The sequence below is a fragment of the Rhodanobacter sp. FW021-MT20 genome (assembly GCF_041107475.1).
GTDB lineage: Bacteria > Pseudomonadota > Gammaproteobacteria > Xanthomonadales > Rhodanobacteraceae > Rhodanobacter_A > Rhodanobacter_A glycinis.
Window position 1 is genome coordinate 110,848 of record NZ_JBGBPX010000011.1, and the last position, 19,132, is coordinate 129,979.

The following is a 19,132-nucleotide window of genomic DNA, read 5'->3' on the forward strand; positions in this document are numbered from 1 at the left end:
CGTACCCATCCGCCATGCCTGCCTTAGCTCCGCAGCGATTTCAGTGCGCAGCGCTCGAAAGCACCACGTGGTCGGCAAACCGGCTCACCTGCAACGGGAAAACGTGTGGCAGCGCGCCGATCCAGCCGTCGATGTTAGTGGTGTTCACGGTTCCGGTGAACATCAGCTGGCCCAGCTGCGGATCGGCCAGCTGTACCGGATGCCGACTGTAGCGGTTGACGTTGGCAATCACCATGGACAGGGGCTCGTCGACAAACTCCAACTGGTGATGGCGCCAGGCCGTGGCACGCTGCGCCGCCAGATGCGACACGCGCACCATGCCGCTGCGCGGATCGTATTCGGCACGCTGGCCGGCCTCCAGTTCCAACTGACCGTCCGCTGCCGTCGACGACGAGACCCGCACGCGCCCCTGGGTCACCGCCACGCTGACGCGCTGGCCGGTGCGTCGCACGTTGAAGGCCGTACCGAGGTCCTCGATGCGCAGCGAACCGGCATCCACCACGAATGGCCGGCTGCGGTCGTGCACCACGGTGAAATACGCCTCGCCCGCCGCCAGGTCGACGTTGCGGCGGCCGCGGCCGTAACGGGCGGTCAATGACGAATCCGCTCCCAGCGCGATATCGGTGCCGTCCGGCAGGCGGATGTCGCGGTCCTGGCCTACCGCGCTGGCGTAATGCTGCGCCGGCATGCCGCGGCCACCGACAAAGCGCGCCCCCCACCAGCCGAGCATGGCCAGCACCAGAGTAGCCGCCACGGCCAGCGCATAGGGACGCCGCCGTGCCCAGGTAACGCGCGGTGCGAATTCATCCCGCAATTCCTGCCGTTGCGACGTGGACGCCACGCACAACCACTCGCCCAGCGCGTTGAGCTGGTCGAACGCGCGGGCATGGCGCTCGTCCCGGGCCATCCACGCCTCCCAGCGGGCCAGCGTCTCGGCCGACGGCGCCGTTTCGCGCAAGCGCGTCCACCAGTCCGCGGCTTCCCGCGCGACCTCCTGCTCGGTGGCGGCCTTGTTTTCCATCACGACACCTCCGGTGCGAAACAACGTTCCCAGCAATGGGCCAGGGCATGACTGACGTGGTAGCGCACCATGCGTTCGCTCAACTTCATCTCCCGCGCGACGGTGGCAAAATCGCGCCCCTCGACCACATGCAGCACGAAGGCGCGACTGGTCTTGGCCGGCAACTCGCGCAACGCGATCTGCACCCGCTTCCATTGCTGCATGGCCCAGGCATGCTGTTCTGGCAGCGGCGTGGCCTGCCAGTCCTCGTCCTGCGGCTCGTGCGGCTGGTTCGAGCGCACTGCGCGCTTGCGCAGGTAATCCACGGAAAGATTGGTTGCCATGCGAAACAGGAAAGCCCTGGGTGAATCGATGTGCTCCATGCCACTCATGGCCAGCAACTTCACGTAGACCTCTTGCGCGATCTCCTGCGCATCCGCGCGCGAGTTCAGGCGGCACTGCAGGAAGGCGACCAGCACACCGTGATGCTCGCGGTACAACGCGGCCACCTGTTCGGCGTGGCCAGGTTGCGCGGCCGCATCGGCCGGGGCGCGGTGGTCGGGATCTTCCATTGGGTCAGGTATACGCGGGTCGTCGGCTCATGGCGTGTCCCGACAGCAAGCCGGTTGCAAGCCTGGACGCGCAAGTCGGGAAAAATTGAAATGAAGGCGGCGACTGGCGCTTGGGCCAGTCGCCGCCGGTGCCGCCGGAACACGGCCAGCGCTGCTGGCCTCGGTCAGCTTTCGGCAAACACCAGGTGGCCGCCCTCGGCATGCACGCGGATCGTGCTGCCGGGTGCGAAGCGGCCCTCCAGAATCGCCTTCGCCAGCGGGTTCTCCAGTTGCTGCTGGATCGCCCGCTTCAGCGGCCGCGCGCCATACACCGGATCGAAACCGACGTTGCCCAGCAGGGCCAGGGCATCGTCGGCCACCTCCAGCGCGATCTCGCGCTCGGCCAGCCGCTTCTCCAGATAGACCAGCTGGATCTTCGCGATGGCACGGATCTGCGCCTTGTCCAGCGGGCGGAACACCACCAGCTCGTCCAGCCGGTTGATGAATTCCGGCCGGAAGTGCGCCTGCACCACGCCCAGCACCGAGGCCTTCATCTGCGTGTACTGCTCTTCCGCGTCAGCGCTTTCGCCATTGTCCGCGGCATCCTGGATCATCTGCGAGCCGAGGTTGGAGGTCATCACGATGACGGTGTTGCGGAAATCCACCGTGCGGCCCTGACCGTCGGTGAGGCGGCCATCGTCGAGCACCTGCAGCAGGATGTTGAACACGTCCGGGTGTGCTTTCTCCACCTCGTCCAGCAGGATCACGCTGTACGGCCGGCGACGCACGGCCTCGGTCAGGTAGCCGCCTTCCTCGTAGCCGACATAGCCCGGAGGCGCGCCGACCAGACGGCTCACCGAGTGCTTCTCCATGAATTCGCTCATGTCGATGCGCACCATCGCGTCGGTGGTGTCGAACATGAATTCGGCCAGCGCCTTGCACAGCTCGGTCTTGCCCACGCCGGTGGGGCCGAGGAACAGGAACGAGCCGTTGGGCCGGTTCGGATCGGACAGGCCCGCGCGCGAGCGGCGGATCGCGTCGGAGACGGCCTTCACCGCCTCGTCCTGGCCGACCACGCGCTTGTGCAGTTCGTCCTCCATCTTCAGCAGTTTCTCGCGCTCGCCTTCCAGCATCTTGCTGACCGGAATCCCGGTCCAGCGCGCGACCACCTCGGCAATTTCCTCGGCGGTGACGCGGGTCTGGACCAGCTTGAAATCCTGCGTCTCGGCCGCCTGCGCCGCGGCAAGCTGCTTCTCCAGTTCCGGCAGCTTGCCGTACTGGATCTCGCTCATCTTGGCGTAGTCCTGCCGGCGCTGCGCGGCTTCCAGGTCCTGCCGCGCCTGCTCGATCTGCTCCTTCACCTTGGTGGTGCCCTGCAGCGCGGCCTTCTCCGATTTCCACACCTCGTTCAAGTCGGAGAACTCGCGTTCCAGCTTGGCGATATCGGCTTCCAGGTCGGCCAGGCGCTTCTTCGAGGCTTCGTCGGTTTCCTTCTTCAGCATCTCGCGCTGGATCTTCAGCTGGATCAACCGGCGCTCCAGCCGATCGAGTTCCTCCGGCTTGGAATCGATCTCCATGCGGATGCGCGAGGCGGCCTCGTCCATCAGGTCGATCGCCTTGTCCGGCAACTGGCGATCGGCGATGTAACGGTTGGACAAGGTGGCCGCGGCGACGATCGCCGGGTCGGTGATCTCCACGCCGTGATGCAACGCGTAGCGCTCCTTCAGCCCGCGCAGGATGGCGATGGTGTCCTCCACGCTCGGCTCGCCCACGAACACCTTCTGGAAGCGGCGTTCCAGCGCGGCATCCTTCTCGATGTACTGGCGGTACTCGTCCAGCGTGGTGGCGCCGATGCAGTGCAGCTCGCCACGCGCCAGCGCCGGCTTGAGCATGTTGCCCGCGTCCATCGCGCCCTCGCCCTTGCCGGCACCGACCATGGTGTGCAGTTCATCGATGAACAGGATCACCCGGCCTTCCTGCTTGGAAAGGTCGTTGAGCACCGCCTTCAGGCGCTCCTCAAACTCGCCGCGGAACTTGGCGCCGGCGATCAGCGCGCCCATGTCCAGCGCCAGCACGCGGCGGTCACGCAGGCCTTCCGGCACCTCGCCCTTGACGATGCGCTGGGCCAGGCCCTCGACGATGGCGGTCTTGCCCACGCCGGGCTCGCCGATCAACACCGGGTTGTTCTTGGTGCGCCGCTGCAACACCTGGATGGTGCGGCGGATTTCCTCGTCGCGGCCGATCACTGGATCGAGCTTGCTCGACTCGGCGCGTGCGGTGAGGTCGATGCAGTATTTCTCCAGCGCCTGGCGCTGTTCCTCGGCACCTTCGCTCTGCACCTTCTCGCCGCCGCGCAGCTTGTCGATGGCCGCTTCGAGGTTTGCCTTGTTCGCACCCGCCGACTTCAGCGCCGCGCCCAGCTCGCCCTTGTCGTCCAGCGCCGCCAGCACGAACAACTCGCTGGCGATGAACTGGTCGCCGCGCTGCTGCGCCAGCTTGTCGGTGAGGTTGAGCAGCCGATTGAGGTCATTGCCCAGGTTGATGTTGCCCTCCTGCCCGCTGACCCGCGGCAGGCGCTCAAGCAACTCGTTCACGCGCTGCGTCAGCATCGGCACGTTGACCTGCGCCTGCGCCAGCAGCGGCCCGGTGGAGCCACCCTGCTGCGCCAGCAACGCCGCCATCACGTGCACCGGTTCGAGCATGTTGTTGTCGCGGCCCACGGCCAGCGACTGCGCGTCGGCCAGCGCCTGTTGGAAACGCGAGGTAAGTTTGTCCATCCGCATGTCTTCGATCCCCACAATGGATTTGGCGGACGCGCCGCCACTGCCAGCAAAGATGCGGACGACGCTTGATGATTCAAGCAGAGTGGGTGACCTTGAAATGTCAAGGCTGCGGTTTCAGCGGCGCGAACACCCTGCGCAGCTTGCAGGGCGCCTTGAAGATCCCTCAATCTGCGCCATTCTGGTGAGCATCGATCTCACGAGCAAACGCTGGTTGACGTGCTCTTGCAAGGCTCACGACCGGTGCGCTGCAGCCTCGTCTACGGTCCTGCCTCCGCTATTGATCGTCAGGTCGGGCACAAGTCGTTTCGACGTCATACCCGAGATAGTAGTAGCCGCTCCACACCAAATGGCTGCCACGCGTCACCGTGAAACGAATGCCTTCACTGGTCGTGCAATGGCCGAACGAAAGGGGCTCCGCCGGGACCCTGCCGACGATACCAATACCCAGATCGGAGGGCGAATCGAGCTTCACGACGTAAAATGCATTGCCGCTTGCGGCATTCACATCACGCCGATCAGGCAGCAACGCCGGGCAATGATCCTGACCCACGGCCTTGCGCAGCACGATGCCATGGATACGCTGCTGGCCATGTTCGAAATCCACCAGCGAAAAATCGCGCGGCGCGTGGACGCCATGGTCAGGAAGTGCAAGACAGTTCCCCACAAGCCACCCGTATATGGGCATGGCTTCGGCCGCAGGAGCTTCGTGCGACAGGCACGCACAAGAGGCGAGCAGGGCAGCAGCCAGGATCAAAAATACGCTTTTCATGTCACTTCCCGTTATACGACCAGTGAGGCCGGTCGGTTTTCAGTTTTTTGACCCCGTAGGATGCACCCACTTCCTGCAACAGGGTGTTTGTGTCGGGATTTGACTGATAAGGCACATCGATCACGGTTCCGTCCTTTTTCCGAATCCTGATCGTACCCGTCCAGGTGATGGTCATATCGATCGCTTGACCATTGATGTGATTACTGATCAAGGATGGCGGATTGAAACTGGCCGGGGGAACGGCCAACCCGAAACCATCGACCATTTCCTTGGCACCGGCCTTGCTGCGCTTCAAATCGCCGTGATCCCACTCGATGTCCACACCTTGCATGGGGGCAGGATCGCCCGGTGCGCACTTCCCTTGGGAAATCATCCATGCCCAATGGAACAGATACGCCCGCTTCGGGTTCCGTCTGATGGCCGCGATGATTACCGTGGCGCCGGCAGCCTTCAACGCCTGGATGAAAGCCTCGACTTTCGCCTTGAAGTCGGCATCGAGAGCATTGACGTCTGCGCTGTTCGTGGCATGTGCGTTGGCCCACGCCACCCAATAACGTCCGCTTTTTTGCGCCATGTGTTTGCCTCCATGCGTCGAGCACTGAATGAATGATCCCTTCGGATTCATGCCTTTGGCGGAGCACGCAAGATCCTGCTGCGAGCCCGTCGATACCGTATGGAATGTAGCGGAGCAAACGCACAAGAGCCGAGAACACCGTCAGGGTCTGCAACCTGCTCCCGAATTTTCACGGCAATGGGTCGCGGTAGCGGCTTAGCCGCAAGCACAACCTACCTGGGGTTATGCCCTTCCGGCAGCAAGCGCACTGCTGCTGAACCCCATGAGCAGCCATGAAGCGTGGACGACAGGACCACACAGAAAGGCCACGCAAAGTAAAGATGGCTCGGCCACCGGCAAGCGGACGAAACCGCTTTGCCGCTGGCGAAAGCGTCCGAGCTGTACCAACCAGTTCAAACCACGAAGTCACTGGATGACCCGCTGCGCCCGCCCCTTCGGGGCCGCCTGCTTCGCAGGCGTTCTACGCGCCTCTCCGGTCTTCGCCGGAAGGACGAGCCAGGCTCGTTGTTTTCGTGATGCACCACGGCTACACAAAACCGCATCAAGCGATGACTATGCGTCCGCGAGCCAGATCAAACTGGCAAAGCGCCCACTGCGCGCGCCCTCGCGTCGATACGAATAAAACCGTTCATCGGCCAGCGTATCGAAGCCGCCGCCATGCATTCGCGTGATGCCAGCCGCTGCCAGCCGTTGCCGCGCCAGCGCAGCCAGGTCGCAATGCCAGTGTCCCGGGCGTGTCGCCACGAAACAGGCGGAAGCGGCGGCTTCGTGGTCGACGAAGGCGGCGCGCACTTCCTCGCCCACTTCATACGAAGTCGTGCCGATGCACGGCCCCAGCCACGCCAGCAATCGCGCGGGTGCCACCTGCATCTGCTCGATGGTGGCCTCCAGTACGCCGGCGGCCAAGCCGCGCCAGCCGGCATGCGCGGCACCAATGGTGCTGCCGTCGTCGGCGCAGAACAGTACCGGCAGGCAGTCGGCAGTGAGGATGCTCAGCACCGTGCCGGGGATGCGCGAGACCGCGGCGTCGGCTTGCGGCGGTTCGGCGCTGGGCAGCGGGCCAAGTTCGGCCACCGTGGTGCCGTGCACCTGCTGCAGCCAGCGTGGCGCAGCCGGCAGGCCCAGTGCCTGCTGCAGCACGTCGCGATTGCTGCTCACCGCGTCCGGGCGATCGCCGCTGTTGCGACCGAGGTTGAAGCGGCCGAATGGCGGGTCCGATACGCCGGGGCCATCGCGCGTGGTCACCGCCGCGTGCACCTGGCGTGGCGCGGGCCAGTCGGGGAACAGCCAGGCATCCGTCATGGCAGGCATCGGCACATCAATCCTCGTCGGCGCCGTTGGCGGCCAGGTCGTCGCGCAAGGCGACCATCAACGCCTCGAAATCGGCCGGAGGCGCCGCTTCGAACGACAGCAGTTCGCCGCTCACCGGATGGGTGAATGACAGCCGCTCCGCATGCAACGCCTGGCGGCGGAATCCACGCAGCGCGTCGGTCAATTCCGGCGTGGCGCGCTTGGGCAGGCGCAAGCCGCCGCCGTACAGCGGATCGCCCACCAGCGGGTGGTGGATATGCGCCATGTGCACGCGAATCTGGTGGGTTCGGCCGGTTTCCAGATTGCACTGAAGCAACGTGTGCGCCCGGAAACGCTCGCGCAGCCGGTAATGGGTGACGGCGCGCTTGCCGTCCTCCTCGTCGCGCACGGCCTGGCGCAGCCGATCGCCCATGTGACGGCCGATCGGTTCGTCCACCGTGCCGCCGGCCACCAGGGTGCCCAGCACCACCGCCGCGTACTGCCGCTCCACGTCGTGGCGCGACAGCATGTCGACCAGCGCGGTCATCGCCGGCAGCGTCTTGGCCACCACCATCAGGCCGGAGGTGTCCTTGTCGAGCCGATGCACGATGCCGGCGCGCGGCAGTTCGGCCAGTATCGGGTCGTGGTGCAGCAGAGCGTTGAGCAGGGTACCGGTCGGGTTGCCGGCGCCCGGGTGCACGACCAGGCCGGCCGGCTTGTCCAGCACCAGCACGTGCTCGTCCTCGTGCACGATGGTCAGCGCGATGGCTTCCGGCTGGCTGGCCACCTCGGCCTCCAGCTCCGCCTCCAGGCGCACCTGTTCGCCGCCGTGCAGCAACTGGCGGGGGGGCGCTACCGCGCCATCCAGCGTCACCGCCCCGGCCTTGACCCACGCGGTAAGGCGCGAGCGCGAGTAATCGGGGAACATCTCGGCCAGGGTCTGGTCGAATCTCCGACCCGCGGCCGACAGGGGCACCTCTGCCTCGTGACGGATGACGGTCATGCCCGCCTCCCCGGCTCACGGCCGGTTTCGGCTATCATCCCTTTTCGATCAAACATCTGAATACCTTACTCATGCGCGTAACCAAGCTGTCGGCCACTCTGCGGCCCGCCCTGAAAGTGCTCGTGATGCTCATTCTCGTGATGGGAATGAGCGGATGTGCGATGTTCCGCCACAAGCAGACCATTGACACGATGTCGCTGCCGCAGCTTTATGCCAAATCGCACAATGCGCTTGAGCACGGCGACTACGGCGCGGCCGAGAAAGACTACCAGCGTCTGATCGCCCGTTTCCCGTCCGGCCCGTACAACGAGCAGGCCCAGCTCGACCTGGCCTATGCACAGTACAAGGACAACCAGCCGGACGACGCCTATTCCACGGTCGACCGCTTCATCAAGACCTTCCCCATGCACAAGCATGTGGATTATGCCTATTACCTGCGCGGCCTGATCAATTTCGACCGCACCGGTGGCGTGGTCGAGCGCTGGTTCGGCCGCAACGGCGCGCAGTCGCGTCGTGACCAGGGCTACAACCTGAAGTCGTTCGACGATTTCGCCGAGTTGACCCGCCGTTTCCCCGACAGCGCCTACGCCGCCGACGCCCGTCAGCGCATGATCTACCTGCGCAACGTGCTGGCGAAGTTCGAAATCAACGTGGCCGAGTTCTACCTGCGCCACAAGGCCTTCGTGGCCTCGGCCGACCGCGCCCAGTACGTGATCGAGCATTACCAGCAGTCGCCGCAGGCCGGCGATGCCCTGGCCATCCTGTGCCGCAGCTACCTGATGCTGGGCCAGAAAGCGCAGGCCGAGCAGGTGCGCAAGGTGCTGGCGATGAACTATCCGGATCACCCGTACCTGACGGACCCGAAGTGGCCGCATGCCCCGTCCACGCTGCGCAAGATGATTCCGTTCTCCGGGCATCATTGACGCTCCATTCCGTTCAGGAATCAACCACAAAAAGCCGGCGAAACATCGCCGGCTTTTTTGTGGCTTATCGGATCCCTCCACACGACAAGGCCCTGTAGCGAATCTCGAAAAATTCCGGGGGTACGTCATTCCGGCGAAAGTTCACTGCTGTCCGGAACAATTTTGCGAAGGCATGACGGCAGCCGAATCCGTCATTCCAGCGAAAGCTGGAATCCAGTCGAACATGCGTGCGAAGCACACAAAAACAAGAAGTTGAGTGTGCTTCGCACAGCATCTTAACTGGATCCCAGCTTTCGCTGGGATGACGAGACGGGGTGTGGCCGATAACTCTGAAATTTGAGTCTCATGCGAACTCAATGGTTGCAAAGTTGTACGGCTCGGGGCTTTCTACGCATGGCGCATTTTTATTCCGGACAGCAGTGAGCGAAAGCTGGAATGACGTAGATCGAGAGGTTTTTCGAGATGCCCTGCCCCGCTGCCCGGCTAGCGCCAGCCGGAGGTGATGGGATAGCGCCGCTCGCGCCCGAACGCGCGGGTGGTGACGCGGGGGCCCGGCGCCGACTGGCGGCGCTTGAACTCGTTGACCAGCACCAGCCGCACCACACGATGCACCGTCTCGGCAGCAAAGCCGGCGGCGATGATCTCCGCCTGCGATTGCTCGGTTTCGATGAAACGGCCGAGGATCGCGTCCAGCTCGTCGTAGGGCGGCAGCGAGTCCTGGTCGGTCTGGTCTGCACGCAGTTCGGCCGAGGGCGGGCGTTCGATCACCGCGACCGGAATCGCCTCCACCCCGCCCGGCTGCGCATTGCGCCAACGCGAGAGCCTGTATACCGCGGTCTTGTAGACATCCTTCAGCGGTGCATAGGCACCGCACATGTCACCGTACAGCGTGCAGTAGCCCACCGCCATCTCGCTCTTGTTGCCGGTGGCCAACAGCAGCTTGCCGTGCTTGTTCGACAGCGCCATCAGCATCGTGCCGCGGGTGCGTGACTGCAGGTTTTCCTCGGTGGTGTCCGCGCCCTTGCCGGCAAAAGCCGGGGTCAACGCACCGATGAAGGCATCGACGGTCGGCTCGATGTCGATGACGTGGTAATCCACACCCAGATCTTCGGCCTGCTTGCGTGCGCCATCCAGCGACAATTTCGAGGTGTAGCGCGTCGGCATCATCACCGCGGTGACACGCTCGGCGCCCAACGCATCCACCGCCAGCGCCAGGGTCAGCGCCGAGTCGATGCCGCCGGACAGGCCCAGCAGCACGCCGGGAAAACCGTTCTTGTCGATGTAGTCGCGGGTGCCGCGCACCAGCGCGGCGTACAGGACTGCCTCGCGCGACGTATCGGCAGCCTCCGGCCAGCCTTCGGCCTGCAGCGTGCACGTGGCCGGATCGAAGCTGGCCCACAACAGCGCATCGACGAAGGCCGGCGCGCGTGCGGCGATGGAGCCGTCGCCATTCACCAACAGCGAAGCCCCGTCGTAGACCACCTCGTCCTGACCGCCGACTAGGTTGAGATAGGCGATCGCACAGCCGGTCTCCTTCGCGCGCGAGCTCAGGATCGCCTCGCGCTCGTCCTGCTTGGTATCGTCCCAGGGCGACGCGTTGATGACCACAATCAACTCCGCGCCGGCCCGCGCCACCGCGGCAGCCGGTTCGGAACGCCACACGTCCTCGCAGATCAGCAGGCCGATGCGAACGTCATTCAACGTGGTCACCGCGCTGGCGTGGCCCGGGCGGAAATAGCGCTTGTCGTCGAACACGCCGTAATTGGGCAGCGCCTGCTTGTGCGCAATCTGCGCCACGCGCCCCTCGCGCAACAGCGCGGCGGCGTTGAACACCTCGCCTTCGCTGTGCGGAAAACCGACCAGCGCAGCCAGGCCGTTCGTGCTCGCGGCCAGGCCATCGAGTTCATGCTGGCAGGCGGCGAGGAAGCTGGGTCGCAGCAGCAGGTCTTCCGGCGGGTAACCGCTCAGGGTCAGCTCGGGAAAGGCGACCAGCGCCGCACCACCGGCGCGTGCCTCGTCCATCAATTCGCGTGCCCTGGCCGCGTTCGCGGCAACGGCGCCGACCGGAAAATCGTGTTGTGCCAGCGCGAAGCGAAAGGTGTTTGCCATGGGGGACAAGGGGGATGGAAGAGGAAGCCCATTCTAATCGCGCCATCGCGCGTGTGGAGCCCGCCCGCGGGCGAGGCTTTTGCCATGGCGCTGCTGCGAGCAGAAAGCACAAAGCATCGCTCGCAAGCGGGCTTCCTACAGCACGCGCAGGTCGTCGGGCTGCAGACTGGCCACCACGGCGAGCATGCCGTCGCACAACTGTTGCAATTCGTCATCGCTGATGACATACGGCGGCATCACGTACACCAGCTTGCCGAACGGGCGAATCCAGATCCCCTGCGCCAGCATGCGCTGCTGGATGCGTTCCAGTCGCACCGGCGCGCGCAGCTCGATCACGCCGATGGCGCCGAGCACGCGCACGTCGGCAACCTGCGACAGCTCGCGCGCCGGGGCGAGGCGCTCGGCCAGCAGGCGCTCGATCCGCCCAACCTGCTGCTGCCAATCGCCAGCCAGCAACAGGCGGGTCGAGGCCAGCGCCACCGCACAAGCCAGCGGATTGGCCATGAAGGTGGGACCGTGCATGAACACGCCGGGCTCGCCCGCACCGATCGTCTCGGCGATATCGCGCCGGGTCAGCGTGGCGGCCAGGGTCATGTAACCGCCGGTGAGCGCCTTGCCCAGGCACAGGACGTCCGGCGTGATACCGGCCCACTCGCTGGCGAACAGCTTGCCGCTGCGACCGAAGCCGGTGGCGATCTCGTCGCAGATCAGCAGCACCTCATACTCGCGGCACAGCCGCGCCAGCTCCGCCAGGTATTGCGGATGGTAGAAGCGCATGCCGCCCGCGCCCTGCACCACCGGCTCGATGATGAAGGCGGCCAACTCGTCGGCGCGCTCGGCGAACAGGCGCTCCAGCGGGACGATGTCGGCCGCGTCCCACGTCGCGCCAAACGGCGTGCGCGGCGCCGGCACGAACAGGCGTTGTGGCAGTGCGGAGCCAAACAGCCCATGCATGCCGGTCACCGGATCGCATACCGACATCGCGTTCCAGGTGTCGCCGTGATAACCCGAGCGCACGGTGGCGATATTGCCTTTGCCCGAACGTCCCTTGGCGACCCAATACTGGACCGCCATCTTCAGCGCCACTTCGACCGATACCGAACCGGAATCGGCATAGAAGACCGCATCCAGCCCCTGCGGCACGATATCCAGCAACAACTTGCCCAGCGCGATCGCCGGCTCATGGGTGAGCCCGCCGAACATCACGTGCGACATGTTGCCAAGCTGGTCGGTCACCGCCTGGTTCAGCACGGGATGGTTGTAGCCGTGGATTGCGCACCACCACGAGGCCATGCCATCGATCAGGCGGGTGCCATCGGCCAGTTCCAGCATCACGCCCTCGGCACGCGTGACCTTGAGCGCCGGCACCGGGTTGGGCAATGCGCTGTACGGGTGCCAGAGATGAGTTTGGTCGAAGGGGTCGGTGAGCATCGATATTCCTCAACCACAGGCAAGCTTTTCCCTTCTCCCTCCGGCGACCTTGGGAGTCCCCTTGTGGGTGAGAAGGTGCTGGCAGGCGGATGAGGGTACGGACGAAGCGATCACGACGAACGTCGGCGCAAGCCCGAACCCTCACCCCAACCCCTCTCCCAAAGGGAGAGGGGCTTCAAACAAAGGCCGCGACGGAGCGCGGCCTTTGTCTCCAGCGCAATGAATCGCGCCGCTTACTTCATCAGCTTGGCAAGCGTCTTGCCCAGATCGGCCGGCGACTTCACCGTGGTGACACCGGCCTTCTCCAGCGCGGCGAACTTGGCTTCCGCCGTGCCCTTGCCCCCGGAGATGATCGCACCGGCATGGCCCATGCGCTTGCCGGCCGGAGCCGAGGCACCGGCGATGAACGAGACCACCGGCTTCTTCACGTACTCGGAAATGAATTCCGCCGCGTCTTCCTCGGCCGAACCACCGATCTCGCCGACCATGATGATGCCTTCGGTCTGCGGGTCGTCCTGGAACAGCTTCAGGCAGTCGATGAAGTTCAGGCCGTTGATCGGATCGCCACCGATGCCGATGCAGGTGGACTGGCCCAGGCCTTCGTTGGTGGTCTGGAACACGGCTTCATAGGTCAGCGTGCCCGAACGCGACACGATGCCGACCTTGCCCGGCTTGTGGATGTGGCCCGGCATGATGCCGATCTTGCATTCGCCCGGGGTGATCACGCCGGGGCAGTTCGGCCCGATCAGCACGGTTTCCGGATGCTGCTGCAGCACATTCTTCACGCGCAGCATGTCCAGCACCGGAATGCCCTCGGTGATCGCCACGATCACCTTGATGCCGGCATCGATGGCTTCGAGGATGGAGTCGGCCGCGAACGGCGGCGGCACGAAGATGACCGAGGCGTCGGCGCCGGTCTCGGCGACGGCTTCGGCGACTTCGTTGAAGACCGGCAGGCCGATGTGCTGGCTGCCGCCCTTGCCCGGCGTGACGCCACCGACGACCTGGGTGCCGTAATCCAGCGCCTGCTGCGCGTGGAAGGTGCCCTGCTGGCCGGTGAAGCCCTGCACCAGCACCTTGGTGTTCTTGTTGATGAGAACTGACATGACTTAGTAGCTCCTCACTTCGCGGCGGCCACGGCTTTCTGCGCCGCGTCGTTGAGATCGTCGGCTGGCGTGATCGCCAGGCCGGAATTGGCCAGCAGCTCGCGCCCCTGATCGACATTGGTGCCCTGCAGGCGCACCACCACCGGAATGGTCAGGCCCACTTCCTTCACCGCGGCGATGATGCCTTCGGCGATCAGGTCGCAGCGCACGATGCCACCGAAGATGTTCACCAGAATGCACTTCACCTTGTCCGAGGACAGGATCAGCTTGAACGCCTCGGTCACGCGCTCCTTGGTGGCGCCGCCGCCCACGTCGAGGAAGTTGGCCGGCTCGCCGCCCGCCAGCTTGATCACGTCCATGGTGGCCATGGCCAGGCCCGCGCCGTTGACCATGCAGCCGATGCTGCCGTCCATCGTCACGTAGTTGAGGTTGTTCTGCACCGCCGCGGCTTCGGCCGCGTCTTCCTGGGTCAGGTCGCGCATCGCGGCCAGGTCGGCGTGGCGGAACTCGGCGTTGTCGTCGGAGTTCACCTTGCCGTCCAGCGCGGCGAGGCTGCCGTCGGCGAGGATCGCCAGCGGGTTCAGCTCGACCAGCGACAGGTCCTTCTCGTTGAACAGCTTGTACAGGCCCAGCATGATTTTGGTCAGCTGGTTCACCTGCTTCGGGTTCAGGTCCATCGCGAAGCCGAGCTGGCGGCACTGGTACGGCTGCAAACCTTCGACGAAATCCACCACGACGGTGTGGATGTCTTCCGGGGTTTCCCTGGCGACCTGCTCGATGTCCACGCCGCCGTGCTTGGAGGCGATGAACGAGACGGCCTTGGAATCGCGGTCGACCAGCACCGACAGGTACAGCTCCTTGGCGATGTCGGTGGCGTCGGTCACCAGCACCAGGTTCACCGGCAGCGCGCGGCCGGCCGACTGGTAGGTGGCCATGCGGGTGCCCAGCATGCCCTTGGCGGCGGCGTGCACTTCGTCGAAGCTCTTGCAGAACTTGACGCCGCCGGCCTTGCCGCGGCCACCGGCGTGGATCTGCGCCTTGACCATCCATTGGGAACCGCCCAGCGCCTTGGCGGCGTCGACGGCGGCGTCGGGGGAGTTGGCGACCTTGCCCGGCGGTACGGTGATGCCGTACTGCGCGAACAATTCTTTGGCCTGGTACTCGTGGAAATTCATTCGATACCTCGAGCGAACGGGGGAAAGGGACGGCCTCGCGCAAATGACGCACGGCGCGGGCTGGGAAATCGGACGGCGGTTCGAGACGCGCTGCCGGCGTGCAATGCGCCGCAGCCATGAGTCAACATGACGGGAACCGCGCAATACGGCCGCCTATTTTCGTGGAAGTGGGCCGTTATGGAAAGGGGCCATAGGTCGAAAGCGCCGTTTTGCCCCCGAAACGGGCCTGCCCCATGGCTTCGGGCCGGCGCATGGCGGCCGTGGCGCCGCTGCCGATACACTCGGCCACGACCTTGCCACCGAGTGCGCCATCCGTGTCCAGCCGCACGCCGCCCGACCCGACCAGCCCAGCCATGACCGGCACGGTCCGGCACGAATGGCTGTTCCTCAACTATTTCCGGCTGGCGCAGGCACTGGTCTACGTGGGCCTGTCCTTCAGCCCGCCCGGCATGGGCTGGCCACGCCTGGAAACCCCGGGCATCGCGCGGATCGTGGCATTGGCCTATCTCGGCTTTGCCGTGCTGGCACTGCTGTCGGCGCGCCGCAACTCGCCGCGCATGCAATGGATGGTCTCGGTTGCGCTGGCGGTGGACGTGGCCGCCGCGCTGCTGGCGCTGAGCACCATGAGCAACGCGCGCATCGGCATCGAGATGATGCTGGCGGTAAACCTGGCCACCGGCGCCCTGCTGCTGCCGCTGCGGCTGGCCGCGTTCTTCGCTGCCCTCGCCACGCTGGGGCTGCTCGGCCATACCCTGCTGGAACTGCCCCACGGCAGCGGCACCAACGACTTCCACCTGCTCGAATCCAGCCTGTTCGGACTGGCCTACTTCGCCATCGTCGCGCTCTGCCACGTGCTCAGCCGCCAGTTGCAGGCCACCGAGGCGCTGGCCGAGCAGCGCAGCATCGACCTGGCCAACCTGGCCCAGGTCAACGAGCTGATCATCCGCCGCATGAAGACCGGCGTGCTGCTGGTGGACGATGCCAACCGCATTCACCAGATCAACGAATCGGCCTGGATGCTGCTGGGCAACCCCTCCGCCGACCAGCGCGACCTGGGCCGGCTGGCGCCGGAGCTGTCGCGCCGGCTGTACCACTGGATGACCTCGGGCAAGCTCGACGAAACCGCCACCCAACTGGCCGACGGCGTGCCCGAGGTGGTGCCGCGCTTCACCCGGCTGGCGCCGAACGACGACTCGCTGGTGCTGATCTTCCTCGACGACACCTCGCTGGTCTCGCGCCGCGCCGAGGAGCTCACGCTCAGCTCGCTGGGCCGGCTGTCCGCCTCGATCGCCCACGAAATCCGCAACCCGTTGGCGGCGATCCGCTATTCGGCGCAATTGCTCGCCGAATCGGACGACATGAACGCCACCGACCAGCGCATGGTGGAAATCATCAACAACCACTGCGTGCGACTGAACGAGATCATCGAGAACATCCTGCAACTGTCACGGCGTGAGCGCTCTCGCCCGGAGACGCTGGATCTGGGCCACTGGGCCAGCGACTTCGTGGCCGAGTACCTGCAGGGCAACGACATCGGCAGCGACTCGCTGCGCGCGATCAACAGCAGCGGCCAGGTCATCGCCGTGGCCGACCCGCAGCAACTGCAGCAGGTGGCATGGAACCTGGTGCAGAACGCGTTGCGCTACGGCCGCATGCCAGGCGAACCGGCGCGGGTGATGGTGGTGGCCCGGCTGGGCGAACACGGCGTGCCGATCCTGGAAGTCATCGACCGCGGCCCCGGCATCCCGCCAAAAGTCGCCGCGCAGATCTTCGAACCGTTCTACACCACCCACGAATACGGCACCGGCCTGGGCCTCTACCTCGCCCGCCAGATGAGCGAAGCCAACCAGGCCGGACTGGAATACGTGCGCGTCGCCGGCGGCGGCAGCTGCTTCCGGCTGGTGCTTACGCCGCCGGCGCGGGTGGGCGAAACCGCGGCGTAGGTGCTCTCGCGCTCGTCATTCCTGCGCAGGCAGGAATCGCTTTGGCAACCACATCGCCTTCACCGAAATGCCCTCGGTAACGTTCCGCCACCTGCGGTACCGGGGATTCCGTCCGCCTGCCGGCGGCCGGGTTCGTTTTCTCGCTTGTCCGAGAAAGCGGAACCAAAAGAGGGACACCCTGCGGGCCTGATCCTTCGCCGTGCGCCGCTCTCGAAGGGGATGAAAGAGCCGCACACCCAAGCGTCGAGTTCAATCCCACGAGCCTGCCCTTCCTAGCCCTCAGTTATCGGTGACGGCGCGGCGTGGCCGCTGGTGTAACAGGAAGAGCCACCTCTATTCCAAAAAGCCTCGACCGATCAGGCTTGTAGGGTCGGCGGGTCCCATCAGGCCATTTCTCTGGGTTACGTCTCTTGACTCCGGGCATCCTGCCCTACGCCCTTCGGGCCAGCTTCGCTGTTCGCCACTGCTCCTGCAGTGGCGTGGGCCAGCAAAGAGAGGTAACTCGGGCGCCGGCAGGCGTCCGAAAGCCCGCCGCAGGCGAGCCAGCCATCGACTACGCAGGTACGAGCGAGAGCCCGCCCCAGGCGAGCACAGTGACGATCACGCCAGTACGAGCGAAAGTCCACCGCAGGCGAGCCAGTTTGCGACTACGCAAATTCGAAGCCGACCCGAGTCAGTACAACAATCCAAACGAGAAATGAACCCGCCCGTCGGCTGCGTGGACAGAACCCTCGGCACCCGAGGTGACGGCACGTAACCAAAGGCATTTCAGTCAAGGCGATCCGCCCAAAAGATCTACCGCCCGATGCGCCGCAGGCGCTTCCCCGCCATCAGGTTGCGCTCGATCTGCTCCAGCGTGACGCCGCGCGTCTCCGGCACCAGCCAGAACGTGAACAGCAGGAACACCCCGTTCAAGCCGGCATACAGCCAGAACGTGCGCGCGTCGCCGATGCCGTTGAGCAGGCTCAGGAAGGTGGCGCCCACGATCATGTTCGCCACCCAGTTGGTGAAGGTGGAGACGGCGATGCCGAAGTCGCGCCCCTTCAGCGGCTGTACTTCCGAGCACAGCGTCCAGATCAGCGGGCCGGCCGACATCGCGAAGCCGGCGATGAATACCAGCAGCATCGCCACGGTGAACAACTGCTCGCCGTGCGTGGCGATGCCCAGATGCATCATGGTGCCGACCACGCCCAGCCCCAGCGCCATGGTGGCGAAACCCGCATACAGAATCGGCTTGCGCCCCAGCCGGTCGACCAGGCCAAAGGCAATGAAGGTGGCCAGCACGTTGACCAGGCCCACCACCGCGGTAAACCACATCTGCGCCTCGGTGTCGTAACCCATGCCCTGGAAAATCCGTGGCGCGTAGTACATCACCACGTTCATGCCGGTGAACTGCTGCACCACTTGCAGCAACACGCCCAGGCCGACGGAACGGCGGAAATTGGCGTTCTGGAAAAACATGTGCCAGCCGCGCTGCGGGTTCTTCAGCTGCTCCTCGATGTCGGCCACTTCGCGTGCCACGTGATCATCATCGCCACGCAAGCGCCGCAGCACCTCCACGGCCTCGTCGCGCCGGCCGCGCATCATCAGCCAGCGCGGGCTGCACGGCAGCAGGAACAGGCCCAGCAGGAACAGCACGCCGGGAATCGCGATGATGCCCAGCATCCAGCGCCAGTTGCCGCTGTAGCTGAGTGCGGTATCGGACAGGAACGCGACCAGGATGCCGCTGGTGATCATCAGCTGGTACAGCGAGATCATCGCGCCGCGGGTCTTCTCCGGCGCCACTTCGGCCAGATACAGCGGCGCGGTGAACGTCGCCACGCCGATGGCCAGGCCCAGCACCACGCGCGCCGCGATCAGACTGTCCGGCGACCACGCCAGACTGCACAGCAACGAGCCCAGCACGAACAGCACGCCACCCAGGATCAACGAGCGCTTGCGTCCCAGCGTGGCCGACAACCAGCCGGCGCCGAGTGCGCCGATGGCTGCCCCCAGCATCATCGAGCTGACGATCCACTCGACCATCCGGTCGCTGATGCCGAACTCCTTCTGGATGAACGGCGTGGCGCCGGAAATCACCCCGATGTCGAGGCCGAACATCAACCCCGCCAGCGCAGCGAGGATGCAGGTGACGACGACGGTATTGCGTCGTGGCACGACAAGCGGTGCAGCGATGGCGTTCATGGATTCTCCCCAAAGCCGGACGGCATCATGGCCGCCCGTGCGTGTTGTCGATGCGCGATCCGATGATCGCGCCCGTGGCATTCATCAAAGATCCCGGCGTCGTCTCCCGCAACGTCGGGGCCCACGTTCAAAGCGACACCCCTAAGTCAAGCGATTTTCTTGCTCGTCATTCCAGCGAAAGCTGGAATCCAGCGACTCTGACTTTGTGGCGCAAGGCGCTGGATCCCAGCTTTCGCTGGGATGGCGACGCTTAACTTCGGAGCACTCACTGGCGTCCAATACCACCGCGGC

Annotated in this window: 16 protein-coding genes; 3 read left to right on the top strand and 13 right to left on the bottom strand. The window is 65.1% G+C overall.

Going from position 1 to position 19,132, the window contains the following annotated elements; translation table 11 throughout:
- Window positions 1-40: 40 nt before the first annotated feature.
- The 7 genes from AB7849_RS12845 to rluD form a co-directional block, all read right to left on the bottom strand.
- Window positions 41-1,021 (bottom strand): FecR family protein, encoded by a 981-nt coding sequence (locus AB7849_RS12845; protein WP_008211001.1) that lies wholly within the window; start codon window positions 1,019-1,021, stop codon window positions 41-43.
- Window positions 1,021-1,572, bottom strand: coding sequence for an RNA polymerase sigma factor (locus AB7849_RS12850; protein ID WP_008210999.1), 552 nt, complete (start codon window positions 1,570-1,572; stop codon window positions 1,021-1,023). Before AB7849_RS12850 ends, AB7849_RS12845 begins: the two co-directional genes overlap by 1 nt.
- A gap of 164 nt (window positions 1,573-1,736) precedes the next feature.
- Window positions 1,737-4,334, bottom strand: coding sequence for an ATP-dependent chaperone ClpB (gene clpB, locus AB7849_RS12855; protein WP_092703045.1), 2,598 nt, complete (start codon window positions 4,332-4,334; stop codon window positions 1,737-1,739).
- Between the two features lie 274 nt (window positions 4,335-4,608).
- Window positions 4,609-5,103 carry a hypothetical protein gene (locus AB7849_RS12860; protein ID WP_008210994.1) on the bottom strand — a complete coding sequence of 165 codons (495 nt, stop codon included), beginning with the start codon at window positions 5,101-5,103 and terminating at the stop codon, window positions 4,609-4,611.
- A 1-nt stretch (window position 5,104) separates the two neighbouring features.
- Complete coding sequence (locus AB7849_RS12865) at window positions 5,105-5,677, bottom strand: hypothetical protein (RefSeq protein WP_008210992.1); 573 nt, start codon at window positions 5,675-5,677, stop codon at window positions 5,105-5,107.
- 552 nt (window positions 5,678-6,229) lie between these two features.
- Complete coding sequence (gene pgeF / locus AB7849_RS12870) at window positions 6,230-6,979, bottom strand: peptidoglycan editing factor PgeF (RefSeq protein ID WP_008210990.1); 750 nt, start codon at window positions 6,977-6,979, stop codon at window positions 6,230-6,232.
- Window positions 6,980-6,995: 16 nt separating this feature from the next.
- Window positions 6,996-7,970 (bottom strand): 23S rRNA pseudouridine(1911/1915/1917) synthase RluD, encoded by a 975-nt coding sequence (gene rluD / locus AB7849_RS12875; protein ID WP_008210989.1) that lies wholly within the window; start codon window positions 7,968-7,970, stop codon window positions 6,996-6,998.
- Between the two features lie 71 nt (window positions 7,971-8,041).
- Between rluD and AB7849_RS12880 the strand changes: the two genes are divergently transcribed.
- Window positions 8,042-8,893, top strand: a complete 852-nt coding sequence (locus AB7849_RS12880) for an outer membrane protein assembly factor BamD (protein WP_092702792.1) — start codon at window positions 8,042-8,044, stop codon at window positions 8,891-8,893.
- A 483-nt stretch (window positions 8,894-9,376) separates the two neighbouring features.
- Here the strand turns inward: AB7849_RS12880 and AB7849_RS12885 are convergent, their stop codons facing one another.
- The 5 genes from AB7849_RS12885 to AB7849_RS12905 form a co-directional block, all read right to left on the bottom strand.
- Window positions 9,377-11,002, bottom strand: a complete 1,626-nt coding sequence (locus AB7849_RS12885) for an NAD+ synthase (RefSeq protein WP_008211355.1) — start codon at window positions 11,000-11,002, stop codon at window positions 9,377-9,379.
- Between the two features lie 135 nt (window positions 11,003-11,137).
- Window positions 11,138-12,433 carry an adenosylmethionine--8-amino-7-oxononanoate transaminase gene (gene bioA / locus AB7849_RS12890; RefSeq protein ID WP_008211357.1) on the bottom strand — a complete coding sequence of 432 codons (1,296 nt, stop codon included), beginning with the start codon at window positions 12,431-12,433 and terminating at the stop codon, window positions 11,138-11,140.
- A gap of 233 nt (window positions 12,434-12,666) precedes the next feature.
- Window positions 12,667-13,539 carry a succinate--CoA ligase subunit alpha gene (gene sucD / locus AB7849_RS12895; protein ID WP_008211359.1) on the bottom strand — a complete coding sequence of 291 codons (873 nt, stop codon included), beginning with the start codon at window positions 13,537-13,539 and terminating at the stop codon, window positions 12,667-12,669.
- Between the two features lie 14 nt (window positions 13,540-13,553).
- Entirely contained in the window at window positions 13,554-14,714 is a 1,161-nt protein-coding gene (gene sucC / locus AB7849_RS12900; protein ID WP_008211361.1) for an ADP-forming succinate--CoA ligase subunit beta, read from the bottom strand.
- 175 nt (window positions 14,715-14,889) lie between these two features.
- Window positions 14,890-15,069: a hypothetical protein gene (locus AB7849_RS12905; RefSeq protein ID WP_037099745.1), complete on the bottom strand. Its 180-nt coding sequence runs from the start codon at window positions 15,067-15,069 to the stop codon at window positions 14,890-14,892.
- Between AB7849_RS12905 and AB7849_RS12910 the strand changes: the two genes are divergently transcribed.
- Window positions 15,068-16,657 (top strand): sensor histidine kinase, encoded by a 1,590-nt coding sequence (locus tag AB7849_RS12910; RefSeq protein ID WP_008211365.1) that lies wholly within the window; start codon window positions 15,068-15,070, stop codon window positions 16,655-16,657. The two genes, AB7849_RS12905 and AB7849_RS12910, sit on opposite strands and share 2 nt — an antisense overlap.
- 795 nt (window positions 16,658-17,452) lie before the next feature.
- Here the strand turns inward: AB7849_RS12910 and AB7849_RS12915 are convergent.
- Entirely contained in the window at window positions 17,453-18,841 is a 1,389-nt protein-coding gene (locus AB7849_RS12915; RefSeq protein ID WP_008211367.1) for a sugar porter family MFS transporter, read from the bottom strand.
- Between the two features lie 50 nt (window positions 18,842-18,891).
- Here AB7849_RS12915 and AB7849_RS12920 point away from each other — a divergent pair, with 50 nt between their 5' ends.
- Complete coding sequence (locus AB7849_RS12920) at window positions 18,892-19,095, top strand: hypothetical protein (protein ID WP_157618076.1); 204 nt, start codon at window positions 18,892-18,894, stop codon at window positions 19,093-19,095.
- Window positions 19,096-19,132: the final 37 nt, after the last annotated feature.